The sequence below is a fragment of the Mesorhizobium sp. M0051 genome (assembly GCF_040323235.1).
Lineage (GTDB): Bacteria > Pseudomonadota > Alphaproteobacteria > Rhizobiales > Rhizobiaceae > Mesorhizobium.
Genome location: NZ_JAMYUT010000001.1, coordinates 1 through 19200 on the forward strand (window position 1 = coordinate 1; position 19200 = coordinate 19200).

General features: G+C 63.1%; 14 protein-coding genes. 1 reads left to right on the plus strand and 13 read right to left on the minus strand.

The window, feature by feature from the left end:
* A partial coding sequence (locus NKJ90_RS00005; protein ID WP_352485490.1) for a beta strand repeat-containing protein occupies nt 1–3542 on the minus strand: 3542 nt, incomplete at its 3' end.
* 324 nt (nt 3543–3866) lie between these two features.
* Between NKJ90_RS00005 and NKJ90_RS00010 the strand changes: the two genes are divergently transcribed.
* Nucleotides 3867–4805, plus strand: a complete 939-nt coding sequence (locus NKJ90_RS00010) for a transglutaminase-like cysteine peptidase (RefSeq protein ID WP_023760611.1) — start codon at nt 3867–3869, stop codon at nt 4803–4805.
* A 44-nt stretch (nt 4806–4849) separates the two neighbouring features.
* Here the strand turns inward: NKJ90_RS00010 and NKJ90_RS00015 are convergent, their stop codons facing one another.
* The 12 genes from NKJ90_RS00015 to NKJ90_RS00065 all read right to left on the minus strand — a co-directional run bounded on the left by NKJ90_RS00015 (nt 4850) and on the right by NKJ90_RS00065 (nt 19076).
* Nucleotides 4850–5491 carry a ribbon-helix-helix domain-containing protein gene (locus NKJ90_RS00015; protein WP_023760610.1) on the minus strand — a complete coding sequence of 214 codons (642 nt, stop codon included), beginning with the start codon at nt 5489–5491 and terminating at the stop codon, nt 4850–4852.
* On the minus strand, nt 5481–6770 hold the full coding sequence (locus NKJ90_RS00020; RefSeq protein WP_023760609.1) for an HlyD family type I secretion periplasmic adaptor subunit: 1290 nt from the start codon (nt 6768–6770) through the stop codon (nt 5481–5483). The genes NKJ90_RS00015 and NKJ90_RS00020 overlap by 11 nt, the downstream gene beginning before the upstream one ends.
* Nucleotides 6771–6812: 42 nt before the next feature.
* Nucleotides 6813–8945, minus strand: a complete 2133-nt coding sequence (locus NKJ90_RS00025; protein ID WP_023760608.1) for a type I secretion system permease/ATPase — start codon at nt 8943–8945, stop codon at nt 6813–6815.
* Nucleotides 8946–8984: 39 nt separating this feature from the next.
* Nucleotides 8985–10433 carry a TolC family protein gene (locus NKJ90_RS00030; RefSeq protein WP_023760607.1) on the minus strand — a complete coding sequence of 483 codons (1449 nt, stop codon included), beginning with the start codon at nt 10431–10433 and terminating at the stop codon, nt 8985–8987.
* Nucleotides 10434–10766: 333 nt separating this feature from the next.
* Entirely contained in the window at nt 10767–11303 is a 537-nt protein-coding gene (locus NKJ90_RS00035) for an invasion associated locus B family protein (RefSeq protein ID WP_031260655.1), read from the minus strand.
* Entirely contained in the window at nt 11300–11782 is a 483-nt protein-coding gene (locus tag NKJ90_RS00040) for a DUF4189 domain-containing protein (protein WP_023760605.1), read from the minus strand. Before NKJ90_RS00040 ends, NKJ90_RS00035 begins: the two co-directional genes overlap by 4 nt.
* Before the next feature lie 45 nt (nt 11783–11827).
* The gene (locus NKJ90_RS00045; RefSeq protein WP_023760604.1) at nt 11828–12493 is read right to left on the minus strand and encodes a hypothetical protein; all 666 of its coding nucleotides are present in this window, start codon (nt 12491–12493) and stop codon (nt 11828–11830) included.
* A 13-nt stretch (nt 12494–12506) separates the two neighbouring features.
* Nucleotides 12507–13088 (minus strand): invasion associated locus B family protein, encoded by a 582-nt coding sequence (locus NKJ90_RS00050; RefSeq protein ID WP_023760603.1) that lies wholly within the window; start codon nt 13086–13088, stop codon nt 12507–12509.
* 7 nt (nt 13089–13095) lie between these two features.
* Nucleotides 13096–17091, minus strand: coding sequence for a YadA-like family protein (locus tag NKJ90_RS00055; protein ID WP_502904880.1), 3996 nt, complete (start codon nt 17089–17091; stop codon nt 13096–13098).
* On the minus strand, nt 17043–17612 hold the full coding sequence (locus NKJ90_RS33455; RefSeq protein ID WP_502904879.1) for a hypothetical protein: 570 nt from the start codon (nt 17610–17612) through the stop codon (nt 17043–17045). The genes NKJ90_RS00055 and NKJ90_RS33455 overlap by 49 nt, the downstream gene beginning before the upstream one ends.
* A 216-nt stretch (nt 17613–17828) precedes the next feature.
* Nucleotides 17829–18245, minus strand: coding sequence for a helix-turn-helix transcriptional regulator (locus tag NKJ90_RS00060; RefSeq protein WP_023761637.1), 417 nt, complete (start codon nt 18243–18245; stop codon nt 17829–17831).
* Nucleotides 18246–18872: 627 nt separating this feature from the next.
* Complete coding sequence (locus NKJ90_RS00065) at nt 18873–19076, minus strand: hypothetical protein (protein ID WP_023761638.1); 204 nt, start codon at nt 19074–19076, stop codon at nt 18873–18875.
* Nucleotides 19077–19200: the final 124 nt, after the last annotated feature.

Here is a 19200-nt window from a genome sequence, read left to right on the forward strand (position 1 = left end):
TGCGTCGAGCCGGCAGGCGCCTGGCCCGAGCCGTTGATGCCGCCATTGGTCGCAGCCGTCAGGAAGCTCTCGTCGACCGTCAGCGTCGGCAGCGCCACGTCGGCCAACGCCACCGTCGGCGCATCATCGTTAAAGGTGATGGTCAGTGTGCCAGGCGCCGTCGAGCCGTCGGCATCGGTGATCACATAGCCGAGATCGACCGTCGCATTGTTCTCGTCGTTCGGTCCTTGAGCTTGAAGGACGTTGTCGAGCAGTGTCACGGTGTAGGCGCCCGTTGCTGGGTCCGTCACATGCACCGTGAACAGATCGCCGCGCGGACCCGTTGCCGTCAGCGTGTCGGTGGCGACGTCCCAGCTATAGGTTACGCTCTCCTGGCCGACAGTGCCACCAGTACCGTCCAGCGTCGCGAACGAGAAGCCGTTGGAGCCGGCTCCATCACCGCCGACGCTACCACCCAGTGTGCCGTTGTAGACTGCTTCGCTGAGGCTCGCTGGGGACTCGCCCGTATTGGCGTCGATGTCCCCTATCGTGCTCGCTGGATTGCCGCCGGCGAGGCCGTCATCGTCAACCGAGGCCGCAGCTGTGCCGCCGGTCGGAACATTGGCGTCCGTCACCGCAAAGCTGATGCCGGCCGTTGATGTGTCACCGTCGCCGTCCGTCACCGTGTAAATTGCAGAAGCCGCGCCGGTGCCGACAACCGAATTGTCGGCGGTGAAGGAGTAATGGCCGTCAGCCATGACCTTGATCAAGCCATCGCCGATATCGATCGGCTGCGAATAGCCATCGCCTCCGAAGACCAGGGCGGTGCCGCCGATATGCGTCACCGTAGCGCCGTCGGCGCCGGCGACGAAGTCTAGCGTTCCAGTGATCGTCGCACCTTCGGCGACGTTCTGCGAGGCTTCATCATGCGCCGTCGGCACGTCGTCGGACACCGTCACGTTGACCGTGCCAGTCGCCTGGTCACCGTCAGTATCGGTTGCGACCACGCCGAGATGGCCCAGATTGACCAGATCGTCGAGATTGATGCCGGGATGTGCATCGTAGTTGTTGTTCAGCGTCGCCGTCACCGTTGCCACATTGTTGGCAACCGACAGGTCGAGCGTCACCACCGTCACGGCGCCGTCCTTGCCCACGACCTGGGTGTCCGACACCCTGGTCCAGGTCAGGTTGGCGGTGTTCAGCCCGCTCAAATCGGTGCCGAAGGCGATCGAGGCGATCGCGTCCGAGCCCGGCGTGAAGGTGATCGAGTTCGCGGCGAAGTCAGGGCCGGCCGGCGTCGAGCCGTCGCTCAGGTTCTGGTCGTCAAGCGCCAGCGTGATCGGAGCGCCCGCAGCCGGGCCTGCGCCGTCCGTGATCGTGAAGGCGATGTTGGCGGTCGAAGTGTCGAGATCGCCATCCGTCACCGTGTAGGTCGCGTTGACCGCCACCGGACCGGAGCTGTTGTCGACCGAGGCATCCGGCGTGAACGAGTATGACCCGTCCGCCTTCACCTGGATGGTGCCCGCGCCGATGTCGACCGACTGCGAGTAGCCCGTGCCGGCATCGAAGATCAGCAGCGTGCCGTTGACATGCGTCACCGTCGCGCCATCTGCGCCCGCGACGAAGTCCAGTGTCCCGGTCAGCGCCGGAGCACCTTCCGCAATTGACTGCGAGGCTTCATCATGCGCCGTCGGCACATCGTCGACGATCTTGACGGAGAGCGTGGCGTCGGTGCTCTGCAGATCCTGGTCTGTCAGTGTGACGGTGAAGTTTTCAAACAGGTTGTTCGTGCCCTGGATGGGGTCATGCGCCTCGTTGTCGACCAGCGTGTAGGTGTAGCTCACCTGGCCGGTGGCGGCATTGTAAGCCGTCACATTGAGTGTGTTGCCGAGCGCGGTGGTGAAGGAGCCTGCGGTGAACGCGCCATTGGTGATGAAGGCATTGCCGTCGATCGCCAGCGAATGGATGCCGTCGGGCGAGGAGATGGTGAAAGTGCCGGCGCCGGTCTCGGCCGTGCTTGCCGGATCCGACCCAGGCCCGCCCGCCGTGCCGACATTCAATGCAGCCTCGTTGACGACGACATCGCCGCCGTTGGCTTGCGGCGTCAGGTCGGTGATGACAGGCGTCGAATTGCCGATCGAGATCGTCAGCGTGGTGTGCGAGGTGTCGCCGTCGCCGTCCTTGATCGTGTAGGTGAAGACGTCGTTGACGCCGCCGGGCGTGCCGGCGTCGCGCACGTAGGTATAGCTGCCGTCGCTGTGCAGCGTCAGCTTGCCGTAGGCGCCCTGGAAGGGCACGTCGAGCGTAGCCGCGTCAGTGACATCGGTATTGGTGTTGCCGGCCGCAACGCCCACCACCGTCGCCCCGTCGGCGCCCTGGGTGTCGGCAACGCCGTCCGTGGTATTGCCATCACCCGCATCCGTACCGCCGACAAGCACATTGCCCGTGGCGGGGCCGAACTGGCCGGCGGCGATGCTGTCGCTGTCGGCAACCGCAGTCGGCACGTCGTCGACGATGGCGACGGCAAAGGTGGTGCTGGCCGTATCGCCGTCGACATCCGTGACAGTGATGCTGAAATTGTCCGGAACCGTGTCGTTCGGATTGAATCCATCCCCCTGCAAGGGATGCGTGACCGATTCGGTCACCGTGTAATTGTATTCGATGGCACCGGTGCTCGGATTGTAGGAGACGATCGTCAGGAAACCGAAATCCCCCGGGATGTGCTGGCCGACACCGGTGACGGTGACGCCGTTGATGACGATCGACCCGATTCCATCCGGCGCATCGATGCTGATCGTTCCCTTGCTGGATGTTTCCGAATGGCTCGGTGCGTCGCTACCCGGCGATTGTGTCGGGCCGCCATCAAGGCCGGTTTCGCTGGCCGCTTCGCTGGGAGCAAGCAAGGACGTGGCCGTCACTGTAACCTGCCTGTCGACGATCGAGGGGAACAGCTCACGCCGGTCCAATTGACCAAACTGCAAGGCTGTCGGCGGGAGCAGGGCCGACAGGTCGAAGCCGTCGCCGATGCCGCCGGGGGGGACCGAGAAGTCTCCGCCTGCACTGGAATTCGAACCGCCTGGGCCGGCCGATATGGAACCGTCGGCACCGAAGGCAACATCGACATGGCTGGCTTCCAGCGCCGCCAGCAGGGCAACGCGCGGCACCTCGACGTCGCCGATGATGAAGGTCGGCACGTGCAAGGCGCCGTCCTTGATCACGATCACCGAGCCGTCGGCCTGTTCGAGCACAAGGTTGTTGCCGTCGACCTTGATGTTGTCGATGGAAACGTTGGACGGAAGTTTTACGATGTTGCCAGCGTCAGCCACATATTCGTGCGGTGCCGTCGCCGCGGGTGCGTTTGCCGTAACCGGTGCCTCCGGCTTGGCCGGCGCTGCGCCGACATCGACCGGCACCGGTTCGGAGGCTGCCGGGGCGGGCTGCTGTGCCGCCGTTGCCTGTGCGACCTGCATCTCTGCCGGCGAAATCTGACTGTTGTGTTCGCCGGACGCCGAATGGTCGTCCATGGAACCCGAAAAGCTGTCCAAATCGATATTGGTGGTCATTGCTGAAACCCCTCCGTCATTTCCCGGAAAGAGACAGTGGCGACCTCTGCTTTGCAACCGTCCTGCAATCTATTTCATATACTCAGATATGCATGGTTCGGCATTTTTTACACGTGGTAAACTACAACAATATAACCTGATATACATTGGCCCGCGTGGGAGCCGAAAGGATGGAGGTGAGCCGCGATTCTTTGGTAAATGGAAGTATAAATTTGTATAAAATTTTACGCAAAATAGTCGAAGTGATTTGGGGGAAAGTTACCTACCTTCCTTTCCAATAATTTGAGACAAGATTGGTAGCGTCCACAGTCAAAGGTGGGCGTCATGAAAAAAGAAAACTCAGCTCTGGGAAAAACCGGGCTCAAGGTGCTCCTGCTGGCAATCGGGCTTGTCGGCCTGGCAGGGCCATCATTCGCGAACGCTATTTCCAGCGATGCAGCCGCACAGGGCGCGCCTCTGGAAAGGGTCCAGACGCCGCCCTGCCTCGGCGGCGTGTCGCTGGCGAGGCCCCAGCCCTGGCTGCCTGCTGCCCCTTACCGCATCGGCATGATGTTGGGCAGCTATGGTCCGGCCGTTGCCGATCATGGCGACAGCCCATCAATGGCGCAAGCCGGGATAGACCCTGTGCAGACCGCGTCGATCATTCCGGGCGTATTCGGGTCGGTCGCCTTGTCGATGCGCAATTTTCCCGTCTCGGCCCGCTGGGCGCCCGTCTACCGGGCAATCATCGCCTGTTCGGCTGGCAGCGACTGCGAGCGCAAGAGCGCGGCTTTCGTCGACATGGTCTCCGTCGCCCAAGGCAAGGGGTTCAGCGAGAAACTGTCCTTCGTCAACAGCAGCGTCAATCACCTGATCGCCTATAAGAAAGACAGCGTCGTCTACGGCAAGCTCGACTACTGGGCGAAGCCGTCGGAGATCCTGGAACGGCTTGCCGGCGACTGCGAGGATTTCGCCATCCTCAAGATGACGGCTCTGATGAGGGCCGGCATCCCGACGCAAAGCATGGCGCTGGTCGTTCTCCAGGACCGCAAGAGGGGCTTCTTTCACGCCGTGCTGTCGGTGAGCACGGGTAGCGGCACCTTCATTCTCGACAGCCTCAGCAACACCGTTAGGCGCGACAGCGATCTGCCGGACTACGTTCCGCTCTATTCGTTCAGCACGGACCGGGCCTGGATCCACGGCTCTAGACCGGGCGAAGCCCAGATGGCCGACATCAAGGGCGGCTTCGCGACGGTCGCGCCGGGCGAAGGTTTTCAGCCGTAGGTCTACTCTGGGGTGGGCGATGCAGGTCCGGTGAGCGGACCGGTCTAGCCGGCGAAGACGAACGCCATCAGCAACTCCGGCTCGACCACCGGCGCGCGCACCGCATTCAACTGCCCACGGTATCGACGCTCGCCGGCGCCGATGACAAAGCCGGTGGCCACCGGCGTTTCGCCATTGGCATCGAGCCGCGCGAAGATATCAGCCACATTGAGGTCCAGCGCCAGCTTGAGGTCGTTGCGCGCATCATCGCTTGGGGCGATCGGCAGTTGACGCTTGACCAGTTGCTGGAACGGCGCGTTGAACGTCAGGATCTTCTTCGACGATGCCAGCGCAAAGGCCGGTGACGGGCAAGCGACCAGTATGGCATTGATGGTGTTGATCGACGCAAGCCTTCGCAACGTCAGGTTCTCGTCCCCCAACCCACGCATGCAGGCCACCCGGATCGCGGATGTCAGGTTGCCTGTCTGCGCCTGGCTTTCGGCGATCTCGTCGATGAGCATGCCGATCGTGCATTTGCGGACTTCGGCCATGTGCTTCAGCGCCATCCAGAATGCCCGCTCCAGACGGATGCCGCGTCGTATGCCGCCGCGCGCCACGACCCGAAATTCCAGCCCAAAATCCTCGGCCGTGACCGAAGGCAGCAGTCGCTCGCGATCGGGTTGATGAAGGCTGGCGCTACCGCTCACTCATCGCCTCCTCACGCGCCTTGTTGATCGGCTTCAGGAGGTAGTGCAGGATCGTCTTGCGCCCGGTCTTGATGTCGACTGAACAGATCATGCCGGGGATGATCGAATAGGCTTTGCCGTCTCTCAGAAGTGTCGATTTGTCCGTCGACACGCGCACCTGATAGTAGGGTTCCCCTGTCTTCTGATCGACCAGGCTGTCTGCCGTGATGTTCGAAACCTTGCCCTCGATGCCGCCGAAGATCGAGAAATCATAGGCGGTGACCTTGATAAGCGCTTCCTGGTCGGGGCGGATGAACGCGACGTCCCGTGGCGAAACCCGTGCCTCCACCAGCAAGGTCTCGGAGGTCGGCACGATGCCGGCCACCACGGCGCCAGGCTGGACGAAGGCGCCGACCGTGTTCAGTTCCAGCGTGTTGACGATGCCGTCCACCGGAGACCGGATATCGGTGCGGGCCACCTTGTCGGTCGCCCCTCTTATGGTTTCATCCACCACCGAAAGGTCCGCCAGCGCCTGGGTGAGGTCGTCCAACGCCTCCTGCTGCAGTTGCAGGCCGAGTTCCTCGACCTGAAGCTGTGCTTCCGTGATCGCCGCCTTGCCCTTCTTGATCGTCTCGCCCGCCAGGTTCAGCTGACCGTTGAGTTCGGTCTGCTCGCGTTCCACCCGGAGCTGCTCGGTCCTTGCCATCAAGCCTTTCTTGACCATCGCGTCGACCAGCGTTGCCTCCTGGTCGCTGACGGCCAGGTTCTTGGTCAGACGGTCGGAATTGGCGATCGCCTCGGCCAATTCCTTTTCGCGCTGGTCGAGGCGCGACTTGAGCACCGATAGCTTGTTGTCGAAATTCTCGCGTCGGGCGATGAGCAGCTTTTGTTCATTGTCGCAGATTTGCGGAGCGATCGACTGAATGTCTTGCGGGCACGGAAATGCGCCCGACAGATTGCCGGCCTGTTCGTATTTCAACCTTGCTATGCGCACTTCCAGCGCGCGCGCTTTGGCCTGCTGCTCGCCGAGGCTGGACGTGTTGAGCGTGTTGTCCAGGCGGATGATGAGATCGTTCTTCTTGACGATCTGGCCGATCGTCACGGCGATCTCCTGAACGACACCGGCTTCACTCGCCTGAATGACCTGGGTCTTGGAAGCGGGTATGACCTTGCCGTCGCCGCGTGCGATCTCATCGACTTCGGCAAAGGATGCCCAGGCGACAAAAGCGACGAAGAGCGCTCCTATGATGAATATGGACGCCGACGCGAAAAGCGGCGGTCGATCTTCCCTGGCAAGCATTTCCCACGCCCCAACGCATTGGATGCATTACTATTTGTTCTATCAGGCGCTTGTTTTCTGCAACGCCTGTATGACTTGGTCCTTCGGACCGTCGGCAACGATCTTGCCCCGCTCGATGACGATCAGGCGGTCGGCCAGTTCAAGCATGCTGAACCGGTGTGTGGAGACGATCAGCGTCGTGTCGCGGTCAAAGGCGACTTTCAGCTGCTTTATCAACTGGCGTTCCGATGCGAGATCCATCGAGCCCGATGGTTCATCCAGAAAGACGACTTTCGGTTTGGTCAAAAGCAGTCGTGCGATCGCCACCGTCTGCCTCTGGCCGCCGGAAAGATTGGTGCCGCGCTCGCCGACATTCATGTCGTAGCCGCGCGGGTGGCGTGAGACGAAATCGTCGACGCCGGCGGCCTTCGCCGCTTCGATGATCTGCTCGTCGGTAGCCTCGGGGCATGCCATCAGGAGGTTTTCCTTGATGGTGCCCGAGAACAGGTCGCCAGCCTGCGCAACGATGCCGACCGCGGCGCGAACCTCGGACGGGTGATACTGGCGAATGTCGATCCCATCCAGCAGCAGCTCGCCGGAAGTCGGCAGGAAAAGCCGGCCGATAAGACGACCCATCGTCGTCTTGCCCGATCCTATGCGGCCGATGATACCGACCCGCTCACCCGGCTTCACCGAGAAATTCAGGCCGCTCAACACCTCGTTTTCCGTGCCGGGATAAACGAACCCGACGTTTCTGAACACCATCGCCCCGCTGCGAATGGGGCGATTGACGAAACCCACAGTGTCCGGCCGGTCTTCCGGCTGAGCCATGATCGAGTTCACCATCCTCAACGAGAGCATGGCCTGGCGGAACCGCGACAGCGTGATGGCGATCTGGCCGAGCGGAGCCACGGCCCGGCTCGCCAGCATCACCGTTCCTATGATCGCTCCCGTCGAAACATGTCCTTCCGAGAAGGCGTAGGCACCGGCCACGACCAGGGCGACGGTCACCAGCTGCTGTATGGACTGGGTGATGTTGCCCGCGGCCGCCGAAAGCTGCTTGATCTTCTCGGAGGTGTTGGCGGCGTTCTTGGAGTGCTCCCCCCATTTGCGCAGCAGATACGCCTCGGCGCGCAGCGACTTGATCGTCTCCAGCGTGGAGATGGATTCGACCAGCAGCGACTGGCGTTGCGAAGCTTCGTTCATCGAGGCGGCGACGCGCTTGCCGATGCGACGCTGCGTGATCAGGCCGACGACAACCGACATCACGAAGGCCAGCGCCGGAATGATCACCAGCCAGCCGCCTATCGCATAGATGACGAGCAGAAAGACGAAGACGAATGCCGTGTCGATGAACACGCTGATGGTGTTCGAGGTGAAGAACTCCCTGACGAACTCATATTGCGTGACCCTGTTTGCGTATTCACCGGTCGAACCGGGACGCGCCGACAGCGACGAGTTCAGCACTTTCTCGAACAGAAGATACGATATCCGAAGATCGGCTTTGCGCCCGGCATAGTCGATAAGGGAAGCTCTGGCCGTCTTCAAAAGCAGGTCGAACAGGATGACGGCGCCAATGCCGATTGCCAGAACCCACAGTGTCGATATCGCCTTGTTCGGCAGGATCCTGTCGTAGACGTTCATCGTGAAGATGGGCGAGGCTATGGCCAGCATATTGATGAACACCGCCGCCAGGACGACCTTCGAATAGGTGCGCCAGAAAGCGCCCATCGTTCCGGTAAGCCAATGTCTTCGCTCGATCTTGGCTGCCGAGCCGACCGTCATCCCCTCGGCCGCGTTGGCATAGGTGATCGAGAAGGACGCTCCACCGCTGATGTAGCTGGCGGCGAGTTCCGATCTGCCGATTGCGGTGCGACCGTCCTCCTGGGGCGCGGTGATATACGCGCCGTCTTCGGTTTGCGCGAGCAGGGCGATGGGCAACTGGCTGACGCGAAAGACGATGGCGGGCAGGTCGATGCGGCCCCTGAGAAAGTCGCGGTGGCTGAACTCGGTGACTTCCATGCCGATGCGCTCGGCAAGGTGCCTGATGTCGTCGACTTCAATTCGGGTGTCCGACAGCGGTACGCCGGCGAACAGCACCGTCTCCGCGCTCGGCCGGCCGAGATATCCGGCAACGGCTGAGAAGCAGGCCTTGAACGCCTCCTTGGGAGACAGGATATGGGGTTGCTGGTTCACGATCTGCCCGTCGGAACTCTCGCTGGACTTTGCGCCGTCTTACTTCTTCCTCACCGGGGCGAGAATGTCGAAAGGCAGGTCGTTCTTCTGCTCCGACGGCGTCCGCGCATAGGTCTCGGTGTCTGCGGTTTCCGGTGCCGCAAACTCGGTTCGCGCATAGGCCGTCGCTTGTTTCGCCGGCTTGAGGTTCATCGTTTTCAGCAACTGTCCGGTCGCGGCCAGCAGCCGGTACTCGGCAAAGAGCGATGCATAGGACGAGGTATCAGCCAGCGTTGCGGTGTTGAACCGCGTATTCTGTGCATCGAGCACGTCGAGCAGCGAACGCTGTCCGACTTTGAACTGCTCGCGATAGGAAGCGACCAGCTTCTCACTGGAGGCGGCTTGTTGCCTCAGGGTCTTTGCCAGATCGGCTTGCCGGAAACGGCGATCCCATGAGGTGCGAACGGCTTCCTCGATTTCGCGCTGGACCTGATGCAGCGCCAGACGCTGTTCGCTGGTGCGGCGGATCTGCTCCTGCTCGTTGGCCTTGTCGATACCACCGCGGTAGAGGTTCCAGCGCAGGACCACGCGCGCCTGCAGGTCGCTGGTGTCGCCATCGTCGCCGTCAATGTCTGCTCCCGCCCGGGCGCGACCTTCAGCAATGATGGAGGGGCCAAATTTTGCCCGTGCAGCATCCACGAGGGAGGCCGCGGCATCGATGTCGCTGTTGGCCATGTGCACGCGCGGATTGCTTTCCCGCGCCAACCCTATTGCCTCGTCAAGCGAGCGTGGCAGCGCGGCCGAGACATCGCCCGGCCTTGAAGGGCTGGTCAGTGGCTTTCCGACGGTCTTGAAGAAGCGGATCTTGGCCGCTTCCAGTTCCTCGGTCGCCTCCTGCATGCGCGCCTTGGCGGCGAACAGCCGTTCCTCGGCCTGTTGCCGGTCGGCCTCGTTCAGCGCGCCGCCCGAAATACCTTGCCGGATGTCGCCGAGAATTGCCTGATGGAAGCCGAGATTCTTCTTCGCTTCGGCAACGATCGAAGCCTGCAGCATGTACTCCAGGTAATCCTGGACAACGGACAGCCCGATGAATTCGGAGCGCTCCAGCACCCGGAACGAAGCGCCATCGACTCGCGAAGCCTGGCGGTTCAACTCGGCCCGCCTTGCGCCGCTGTCATAAAGCGTCTGCGAAACCGTAAGATCCGTTTCAGCCGGGTAGAGCGCGTCGTCTTCTATGGAAAGCGATCGCCGGGACGGATTGTCGAGCCGGCGAACGCCAGCCGATGCCTCGACGTCGACGCTGGGAAGATAAAGCCCCTTGGCCTGCCGCAGCTCGAATTCGATGGCTTCGCGGTTTTCGATTGCCTGTCCAATCTCGGGATTGGATTCAACCGCAACGGCCATCGCCTCCTTGAGCGTGAGCGCATGAGCGCCCCCGCAGGTCAGCATGGTGGCCGCCATCAAAAGACCAAGGCGCTTGCCTATGGTCGACATGCTTGTCGTATTCATATGAACCCACCCTACGGTTTCCCCAGCGCCCCTATTACTTGAGCGCTATGGCCAAGCCAAGGCCTACCTGTCGGGGGATTATTCACAGTTTCATGAAATTTGTGAGCGATTATTGGTTTAGCCGCCACTAAAAGGGCGATTCAGATCAGAAGAGCGGCGGGATGTAACAAAAATGGCACATAGAAATCGACCCGCTGCAGTTGTACCCGGACGCCGCCACGTGTGGGAAAGCGGCCGATGCAGCCAGAATCATACCGGCTACTAACGGCCGAAGCGGGGCTGGATCGCTATTTCGGACAGCGCCACGAGGTACAGGCTGACCCCCGTTCCCCCTCAACGCGCGCTTAACGCGGTCATGCGGTCGAGCGCCGCGGTCAGCCCGTGCAGCGACACCGGGAATGTCAGCGGGGTCTCGGCATCTGTCGTGACATTGAGCTTCAGCACCGAGCCTTCCCGCAGTTTTCCAAGCACCGACCGTTCGATGGCAAAGACCGCGAGGCAACCCGTTGGCAGGCAGGTCCTGAAGCGCTGCTGGGACAATGGCGGCCGATCGTCGATCTGGAGCGTCACGCCTGAGTCGAGCAGTATGCCGAAGGGTAGAAGCAGGGTAGCCGTCGTCGAACCGTCCGCGCGTCCCGCGATTTCCACCGCAAGAAGCCTCTGGCCGTTCTGCTGGACCTGGTCCTGCGAAAGTGAGCACACCCTTGCCTTCTCGCGGACGGAACAGGCCACGCTCCAGTCCTGATAGACTTCGCGCAGCGACGACGGTCCGTCGAGGACCGCCGCCACCTGTTGCTGGGCCAAGGCCGGCGACATCAATGAGAATACGATTGCCCCACACGCGGAGACGGCCTTGAGGCCACGCTTCATGTACAAACCCACTCGCGGATCTTGCATTTGCTTCCCGCCGCCTCGCAGGCCTGCAAAGCGAGGTCTTCCGCTTCACGACGCGTTTCGGCGGAATCCACGCCCCAGGGCGTGAACTGCCGTTCGTTCGCCTTCTCGGCCAAGGCCAGGGCACCGCAATGCTTGTAGGGAAAGCCGGTATCGTCGTCGTCGTTCCAATGGCGATGATTGCGGAACACCGTTACGACGGTGCAATTATCTCCGCCCGCGTTCTTGCAATGCTTGAGCGCGATATCCGACGCCTCCTGCCGCTTGTCGGCGCCCCAGAAGAAGCCGTATTTGACGTCGGTGCTGGAGTAGGCGATCGCCGCCCAGATGCCTTTTTCCTCCTGCGGTGGTGGCGCCGGCGGTTCGGGCGGCGCTTCCGGCAGATCGGCCGAGATGACTTGCCCGGCCCAGAGCAAGGCAAAGCCAAGAACAGCAGCCAAAGGTCCGTATCTCATAGTCAGCAATCCTCTGCAGGAGCCGTCGCCATCAGCTTCGCGTCCTCACTTCGACGCCGAAGCGACGGAGATCACCACACAGCTGTTGCCTGTCGGCAGGAGAAGGGCTTCACCCGCGTTCCCGCCAAGCTCGTACACCTCGACCTTGCCAAGATGGTCGGTGATCTTGCTGCCCTGCGGAAGAACGGAGGGAATCTCGGAACACGGACTGGCGAACGGCGCCACCCGTACCATCGCTCCCTCGCAACCCGAAGCGGTGGGCGATGCGAAAACGACGCCGGCGGCCGGTCCGCTATAGCGCTCGGTCGCATAGTCCATGCCGACAAAGGCCTGAACGGCATGTTTGTCGGCGGCCTGGTCGTTCCACAGCGATTTGACGCTGTATTTGGCGCCGGTCGTCAATATCTGCCCGAGCACCGGGTAGATCGTAGAACAGGCCTGCACACCGGCTTGCTTGACGTGCTCGAGGAAAGGCGTGTCCGGAAGTGCTGGCGCGGCTGCCTGCGCCTGTGCGGCCGTCGCGCCGCCGATCAGGCTGGTCATCGCGACGTAGTTCGCGGCGGCGAAGCCCAGGCCAGCCATCGTCAGCCCCATCAGCGAAAGTGCGAGGACGCGCGGCCACCGCCGCCGCGGCGGCTCAGCGAGCCTCTGCCGATCCGGCTCGACGGTCGGGCTGCGTTTTGCGGACATGAACTGGTCCTGCTGGCTCATGATGCTTCCCCGGTCATTTGATTGGCGAAAGGGCTTGCGTCAGCCCCTTGAGTGTTGCGGTCACGGTGATCGTCTGGCCATCGACGGTCGAATAGGAGATCGCCGGCGTCGCGCTCTGCGATATCTGCTGGCGCATCACGGGCCCGACCGGCAACATGCCGACACAGACCACGTCGTTGCAGCCGTTCAAGTGAACGTCGATCGGCTTCGCCTGTCCGTCGAATTTCAGCGACACAAGGCCGTCGCTCCTGGCGTTCGGCGCGGTGCGCAGGATCATGTACGGCTTGCCGTCCTGCGTGGCCGCAAGCGACCAGCTGAAGGCCATCTTGCCGGATGTGTCCTCGATCACCTGCGAGACATTGCAGACCTTCTTGCGGGCCTTGAGGTTCTCGTCGCAGATCAGCGTCCAATTTTCGAAGGGACGGATGGTCCGCTGGTAGTCCCCCAGTTTCACCTCGGGTGGGACCGCCACGTCCGAGGGCTTGATCCTGTATGTCGAGCCTGCCTGCCCGGCAGCCTGCACGAGGCTACCCGACAGCACCAGACAAGTCAGTGCGGCAAGCCCGAGGCCGGCATGTCTGGTCAGTCTGTTCATCCCCGCCTCAGTTCAAGGTGAAGCTGAGGCCGGCGCCGACCCCGACATCTCCGCCCGCCGCCGTGCCCGAGACATTACCGCGGATACGGCCGTCTTCGCTGGTGTAGCCCGCGCCGAAGGCGAACGCACTCTCGTCCCGCCAGAAGCCGCCGCCGGCCGCCACGCTCAACTTTCCGGGACGGTCGTCGTAGCGCAGCGAGGCTGCGGCAAGGCCGATGGCCGCCGCTTGCCGTGCTTCGTCCCGGATGCCGCTGATGTCCGAATTAAGCTGGCCGAGTTTCTGGTCGGTGTAGTTGTTGGCTTGCTGGAGCGTCGTGCCTGCTACCTGATCGGTATAGGTCTTCGAATCTGCCAGCGTGAGCGACAGCCCGTCGTTGAGTTGCTTGACGTTGACCGCGTCATTGTTCGCGACGCCCGCCCCCACATTGTGGATGACCACCGGAGCGTTCGGATCGCCGCCAGCAAGCGTTAGCGAGTTGGATTTGTTGCCGTCCACGTCCTTGTCGTACTGGACGGAGAATTCAGCGAGATCGCCGACACTCCCCTGCACTGCCTCGACTGCCTGGTTGGTCGCATAGAGCTGGCTGCCGTTGATCGCGTCGGTGGAGGTGGAACTGATCCGGCCCGCCGCCACATTGGTGATGGTGCGCTCGTTGCCGGCGCTGCCGACGCTCACCGTGCTCGTCGGAGCGGTTCCGGCAAACGTGTAGTTGACGCCGTTGATCGTGGTGCCGGTGGTGGCGACCGCCGCCGCCGTCGTCGAGCCCGCGCCGAGAGCGACGCTGCCCGGCTCGTTGGCCGTGGCGCCGGCGCCAAGCGCCATTGCCTGGGCGCCGTTGGCGGTCGAGTTCGTGCCGAAAGCAATGCTGTCGGCCTGATTGACCGTCGCGTTCTGGCCGATCGCGATGCCTCCCGGCGCCGTCTGCTGCACGATGGCGCCGTTGCCGATGCCAATGCCGTTGTCGCCGTTGACGGTCGTGCGCGGGCCAACCGCAACCGAATCGGTGCCGACCGCAAGCGAGTCCGATGCCGTCGAATTAGCGTGGAAATACTTGGTCCCTGTCACCGCGAAAGAGCTCAGCGCGCCCTTCAACTGGCGAAGCGAGACCGCGTCCTGGTCCTCCGTGCCGTCGGCCACATTGGTTATCTGGCGATAGGAGGTGGAGGTGCCCACCGAGACGGCGCCGAGCAGTGTCAGGTCGGTGGTGTTGTAGGGAACGAGGCCGGTGCCGGCGAGGATCGATCCCGATGCGGGCGCTACCGCGCGATCCGAAACAGAACCGGAACCGAGAGCCACGCCGCCGTCGATGCTGACATTGCTGTCGCGGCCGAGCGCCCGCGCGCGGGCGCCCGTCGCGGTCGCCTGGTAGCCGACCGCGGTGGAGCCGACGCCTTGCGCGAAGGAATCGGTCTGCGCCAGGCCCGCCTCGTTGGTGCGGGCATAGCGGATACCGATGCCATTGGCGTCGGTATAAGCAGTCGAGGTATCGCCGGCGATGTTGGCGATCGTGTTGCCGAGATTGGTTAGGGAACCGCCGATGGTGCTGAGCGTGGTGCCGATGGCGTCGACGGCCTGGTTGGTGGCGAACAGCTGCGAACCGTTGATCGCATCCGTCGAGGACCCGCTGATCCGCCCTGCCGCGACGTTGGTGATGGTGCGCTCAGCGCCGACCGCGCCGACGCTGACCGTCGAGGTTGGGTTGGTGCCCTGGAACGCATAGGTCGTGCCGTTGATCACGGTGCTGGGCGTGCCGACCGCCACGGCCGTGACCGAGCCCGAGCCGAGCGCGACGTCGCCTGCATTGCCGGCACTGGAGAGGGCGCCCAGCGCGAGCGCATTCTGGGCGCCGGCATTCGCACCCGCGCCAAGAGCCGCCGCCTGAAAGCCGGTGGCAAACGCATTCTGGCCGATCGCCGTGCTGGACGTGGCTGTCGCATTGGCGTTGGCGCCGACGGCAGTGCTGTATTGGCCCGACGCCTTGGATATGTAGCCCATCGCCGTTGCGTCGAGGGCCGATGCGACGGCGCCGCTGCCGAAAGCCGAGGCATTGGCGTCGGTGGCGCTCGAATTGGTGCCGGCCGCGATGGCGTTCGTCCCGGTCGCGGTCGCGACGGGCCCGATCGCGACGGAGTCCGTACCCGATGCCAAGGAATCCGCCGCCGTCGAGTTGGCATGGAAATACTTGATGCCGCCGATATTGATGTTGGTGATGGCAGCACCGATGGCGTCGACCGCCTGGTTGGTGGCGAAGAGCTGCGAGCCGTTGATCGCGTCGGTCGACAGCGCGCTGACGCGCCCCGCCGCCAGGTTGGTCAGCGTACGCTCGGCGCCAGGAGCGCCGATGCTGACGGTCGAGAGCGGGTTGGTGCCCTGGAAGGCGTAGGTCGTACCGTTGACCACCCCGCTCGCCGTGCCGACCGCCGTCGTGGTCGCCGAGCCCGAGCCGAGCGCCACGTCGCCGGAGCTCGCCGCCGCCGTCGCACCGTCGCCGAGCGCGACATTGCCGGCGAGGCCAGCGGCACCGGCGGTCGAGCCGTTGCCCAGCGCCACCGAGCCCTGCCCGATCGCCTTGTTGTTGTTGCCGATGGCGACCGCGCCGCTGGCCATGTTGGCTGCGGTGGCGGACGCCGTGCCGTCGCTGTTGGCGATGTTGTTGGCGCCGCCGGTGAAGGCGCCGGTGCCGCTGGCGTAGCTCGGATCGCCGATGGCGACCGCGCCGTCGCCATAGGCTTGGTTGCCGAAGCCGATGGCCACGGCCTTGCCGCCATCGGTGATCGCGCCCGTGCCGATGGCGACGGAGTCGGCGGAGAGCGCAGCGGACTGTAGACCGACCGCGATGGCGTTGGTTGCGGTCGCCTGGCTGTCGCGCCCCATCGCAATGGCGTCGGCGTCGGATGCCGTCACGTCCGTGCCGATGCCGATGGCGTTGTCTCCGCTGGCGCTTGTCGCAAAAGTGCTCGAGCCGAGATACACGGAGTTAATTCCGGTTGCCCTCGTCCCAGCGCCGAGAGAGATGGAATTCACAGCGCTGCTTTGGGCGCCGCGGCCGAGCGCGGTACTGTTGAGTCCGGTGGCGCGGGCTTGACGTCCGACGGCAGTCGAATTGTCGGCGTTGGCTACGGTGCCGAAGCCGAGAGCGGTACTGTCTATACCGCTCGCCGTGGCACCCAAGCCCAGCGCGCTTGCGCTCGCGGCTGTCGCCGTGGCGTTGTTGCCGACTGCTGTTGCGGAGACGTCCGTAGCCTGGGCTCCGGAGCCCGCCGCGACCGAGCCCACTCCGCTCGACACGGCCGAATTGCCCAGGGCCAGAGCGAAATTGCCCGAAGCCGTGGCAACATTGCCGAACGCTGCCGAGTCTAATGCCGATGCATTTGCCTGGGGACCAACGGCTGCGGCATTGGCGCCGGCGGCCTGGGCCTGGAAGCCCACGGCTGCCGAATTGGCGCCACTCGCAGTCGAGGCGGCGCCCATCGCGGTGGCGAAAGCGCCAGACGATAGCGAATTGGTGCCGATGGCGATGCTATTGGGCAAGGCCGTGTTGGCCTGAACGCCTGCCTGCGCGCCCAGGCCGAGCGCGATCGACTGGTTACCCCAGGCGCTGGCGTTCCGGCCCATCGCCGTGGCGCCCGTGCCCGTTGCCTTGCTTTGGCGTCCGATCGCAGTGGCGTCGACCTGAGACGCCAGTACGTCCGTGCCGAGGGCGATGGCGCTGTCTTGAAGGGCGCCACCTCCCGCAATAGTTCGGTTGCCAAGATTGATGGCGTTGACCGCGGTCGCGGTCGACTGGAAGCCGATGGCGATGGCATTCTGGTTGCTTGCGACGGCGCTATTACCTTGGGCAATCGAATCCAGCCCGGACGCTGTTGCACCAAACCCGAGCGCGGTGGCGCGCAGTCCGGTCGCCCGGGTAACATAGCCTATCGCCGTCGAGTTCGTTCCGTCGGCACGCGCGTTCAGGCCAAAGGCGGCCGCGCCGGCGGCTGCAACCGAATTGACGCCAATGGCGCTTGCCGCGTCCCGTTGGCCTTGGCATTCCCGCCCAGGGCGAGGGCATTGACGCCGGTTGCGCCTGCGAAGACACCTATGCCTATGGAGTTGAGGCCATTGACACTCATTGAATAGCCGATGGCGATCGTAGCGTCGCCCGTTGCACTGTTGGAGGTGCCCAACGCCACGGCGTTATTGCCATTCGTCGTGGCACCGTTACCGATGGCGACGGCGTTGCCGCCTGTCGCCGAACCGCCGCCAGCCTGGTATTGCGCCTGGGCCGGCGCGGAGAGGCCGAGCGCGGCGAGCGCGGCAAGGCCGCCGATCGCGCCGGCCGAACGCACACTGCCGCCGACGCCCAGCGTTCCCAGACCCATATTCTTGCGGCCGAGGCCGAGCACGCGGTGCGCCATGCGCAGCACCGCCATCAGGCGGCGGCGCGTCGAGCGAGAGCCATGACCGGCGCCCGCGATCCAGTGCCCGGCGAAATTCACCGCCCGCGCAAACGAGCCATTGGAAATGTGATTGTCGGTCATGGTCCCTCTCCGCCCGCCTGTCGGCGTGAAAATGTCTGACAATACGAACTGATGCTAAGAAGCCATGATTCTGGCTTGCGGTATTTCACGAAATTGCTGTCTCGTGACAAAACATCGGCGCAGGACCGTAGAGGTTAACGGCTCGTTACTTTAGTAATCGCTTTAATAAGAGATCATCCGCCAGCGTCAAAGTACTTGCGCAATCTACCGGTCCGCCTAAGCTTCCCGCCTAAGCTTTCCGGACCGCGCTTGCAATGGCGTGACACCGCGATACTTCTTCATCATCGTGGTAAAATGGCTCTGGCTTGAAAATCCGCAGAGATGAGCGATCTCCGCGATGGTCATGCGCCTGTCGAGAAGCAGTCTTTCCGCGAAGTCCAGCCGCAGATCGAGAACATACTGGTGCGGCGGCGCCCCGAACGTCTTCGAGAAAGCCCGCATGAAGTGATAGGGCGAAAGCCCGCAAACCGCGGCCATTTCGGAAAGTGCCAGCTTGCGCGAAAAGTTCTCGTTCAGGAATTCCTGCACGCGGCGCGCACCGCGCACCGAAAGCCCGCCTTTCACGTTCAGCGTCGGCTGTCGCGTCGCATCGGTCCCGGAAGTCGGTTCCCGGGGATCATCATGGCGCCGCATGGCTCGGCCTCCTGATCTTTCCCGAATGGAACTCAACCTGATGCGGCATACGTCGTTCCCTCGAAAACAATTCGTGATTGATCGAACTGGACCTGTGCCGGCTCTCACGCATCATATGCCGGAGGGACAAGCGTTGAACGGTCAATCGGTCCCGGCGCCGGCAATCCCGGTCGGCTCGGCAGCGGCGGACGGTATCGAGAGCCCACGGGCCGGCCTTGCCGAACACGGACAGTTATGCGAGCCGGCAAAATCCCTGAGGAATGCTGGTCGCCAGAAGCTTCCGCGATCCAGTCGCGCGGAGACATCGCGCTCCCGCGCTGGGCTGCCCTTCTCGGGCTTGCACTTTCCGCAATAACGCCGAACACAGGTCGGGATACTCGTCCCCGACCGCCGCCCCGGAAAGCGCCGCCTTCCCAGGTCTCCGCATGTTTCATGGGCCTCGCCTCAGCCGCCTCGCCGTTCGAAATCCCCTTTAGCCCACCAACCCGGGAATCAAACTAACGCACATGCTAAGGCTATGGAAGAACTTCCATGCGCAAAGAAAGCGTTTTGTCCGGGAAAAACGAAAGGACTGGCGCCGATGGACTGGGCAGTCGAAGATCTTGCGGGCCGGCTGAATATCGCCAGCTATTGCGTATCCTCGCGACGCTCCTCGTATAGATTCCATGCAAGTTCGACAAGGCCGAGAAGAACATCCTCCTCGTTCCAACCGACCGCGACCGCCGCCTGAACGATTTCGCGCACGAGCGGCAACAACTGGCGCCGGCATTCGGCCGATAATTCGACGTCGTCGTCACCCATAGGCGGTCCGCCGAAGTTGAACTCCACCATTCGCGGCCCCCCTCGCCCTCGACCGAAACGTTACATCATTGTTTTTTATTCCCGCTTGCATACAACAAGTCCGCCGCCAAGCATAGGAAGCCTTCGACAACCGGTGGCTGCAGAGAATGACGTT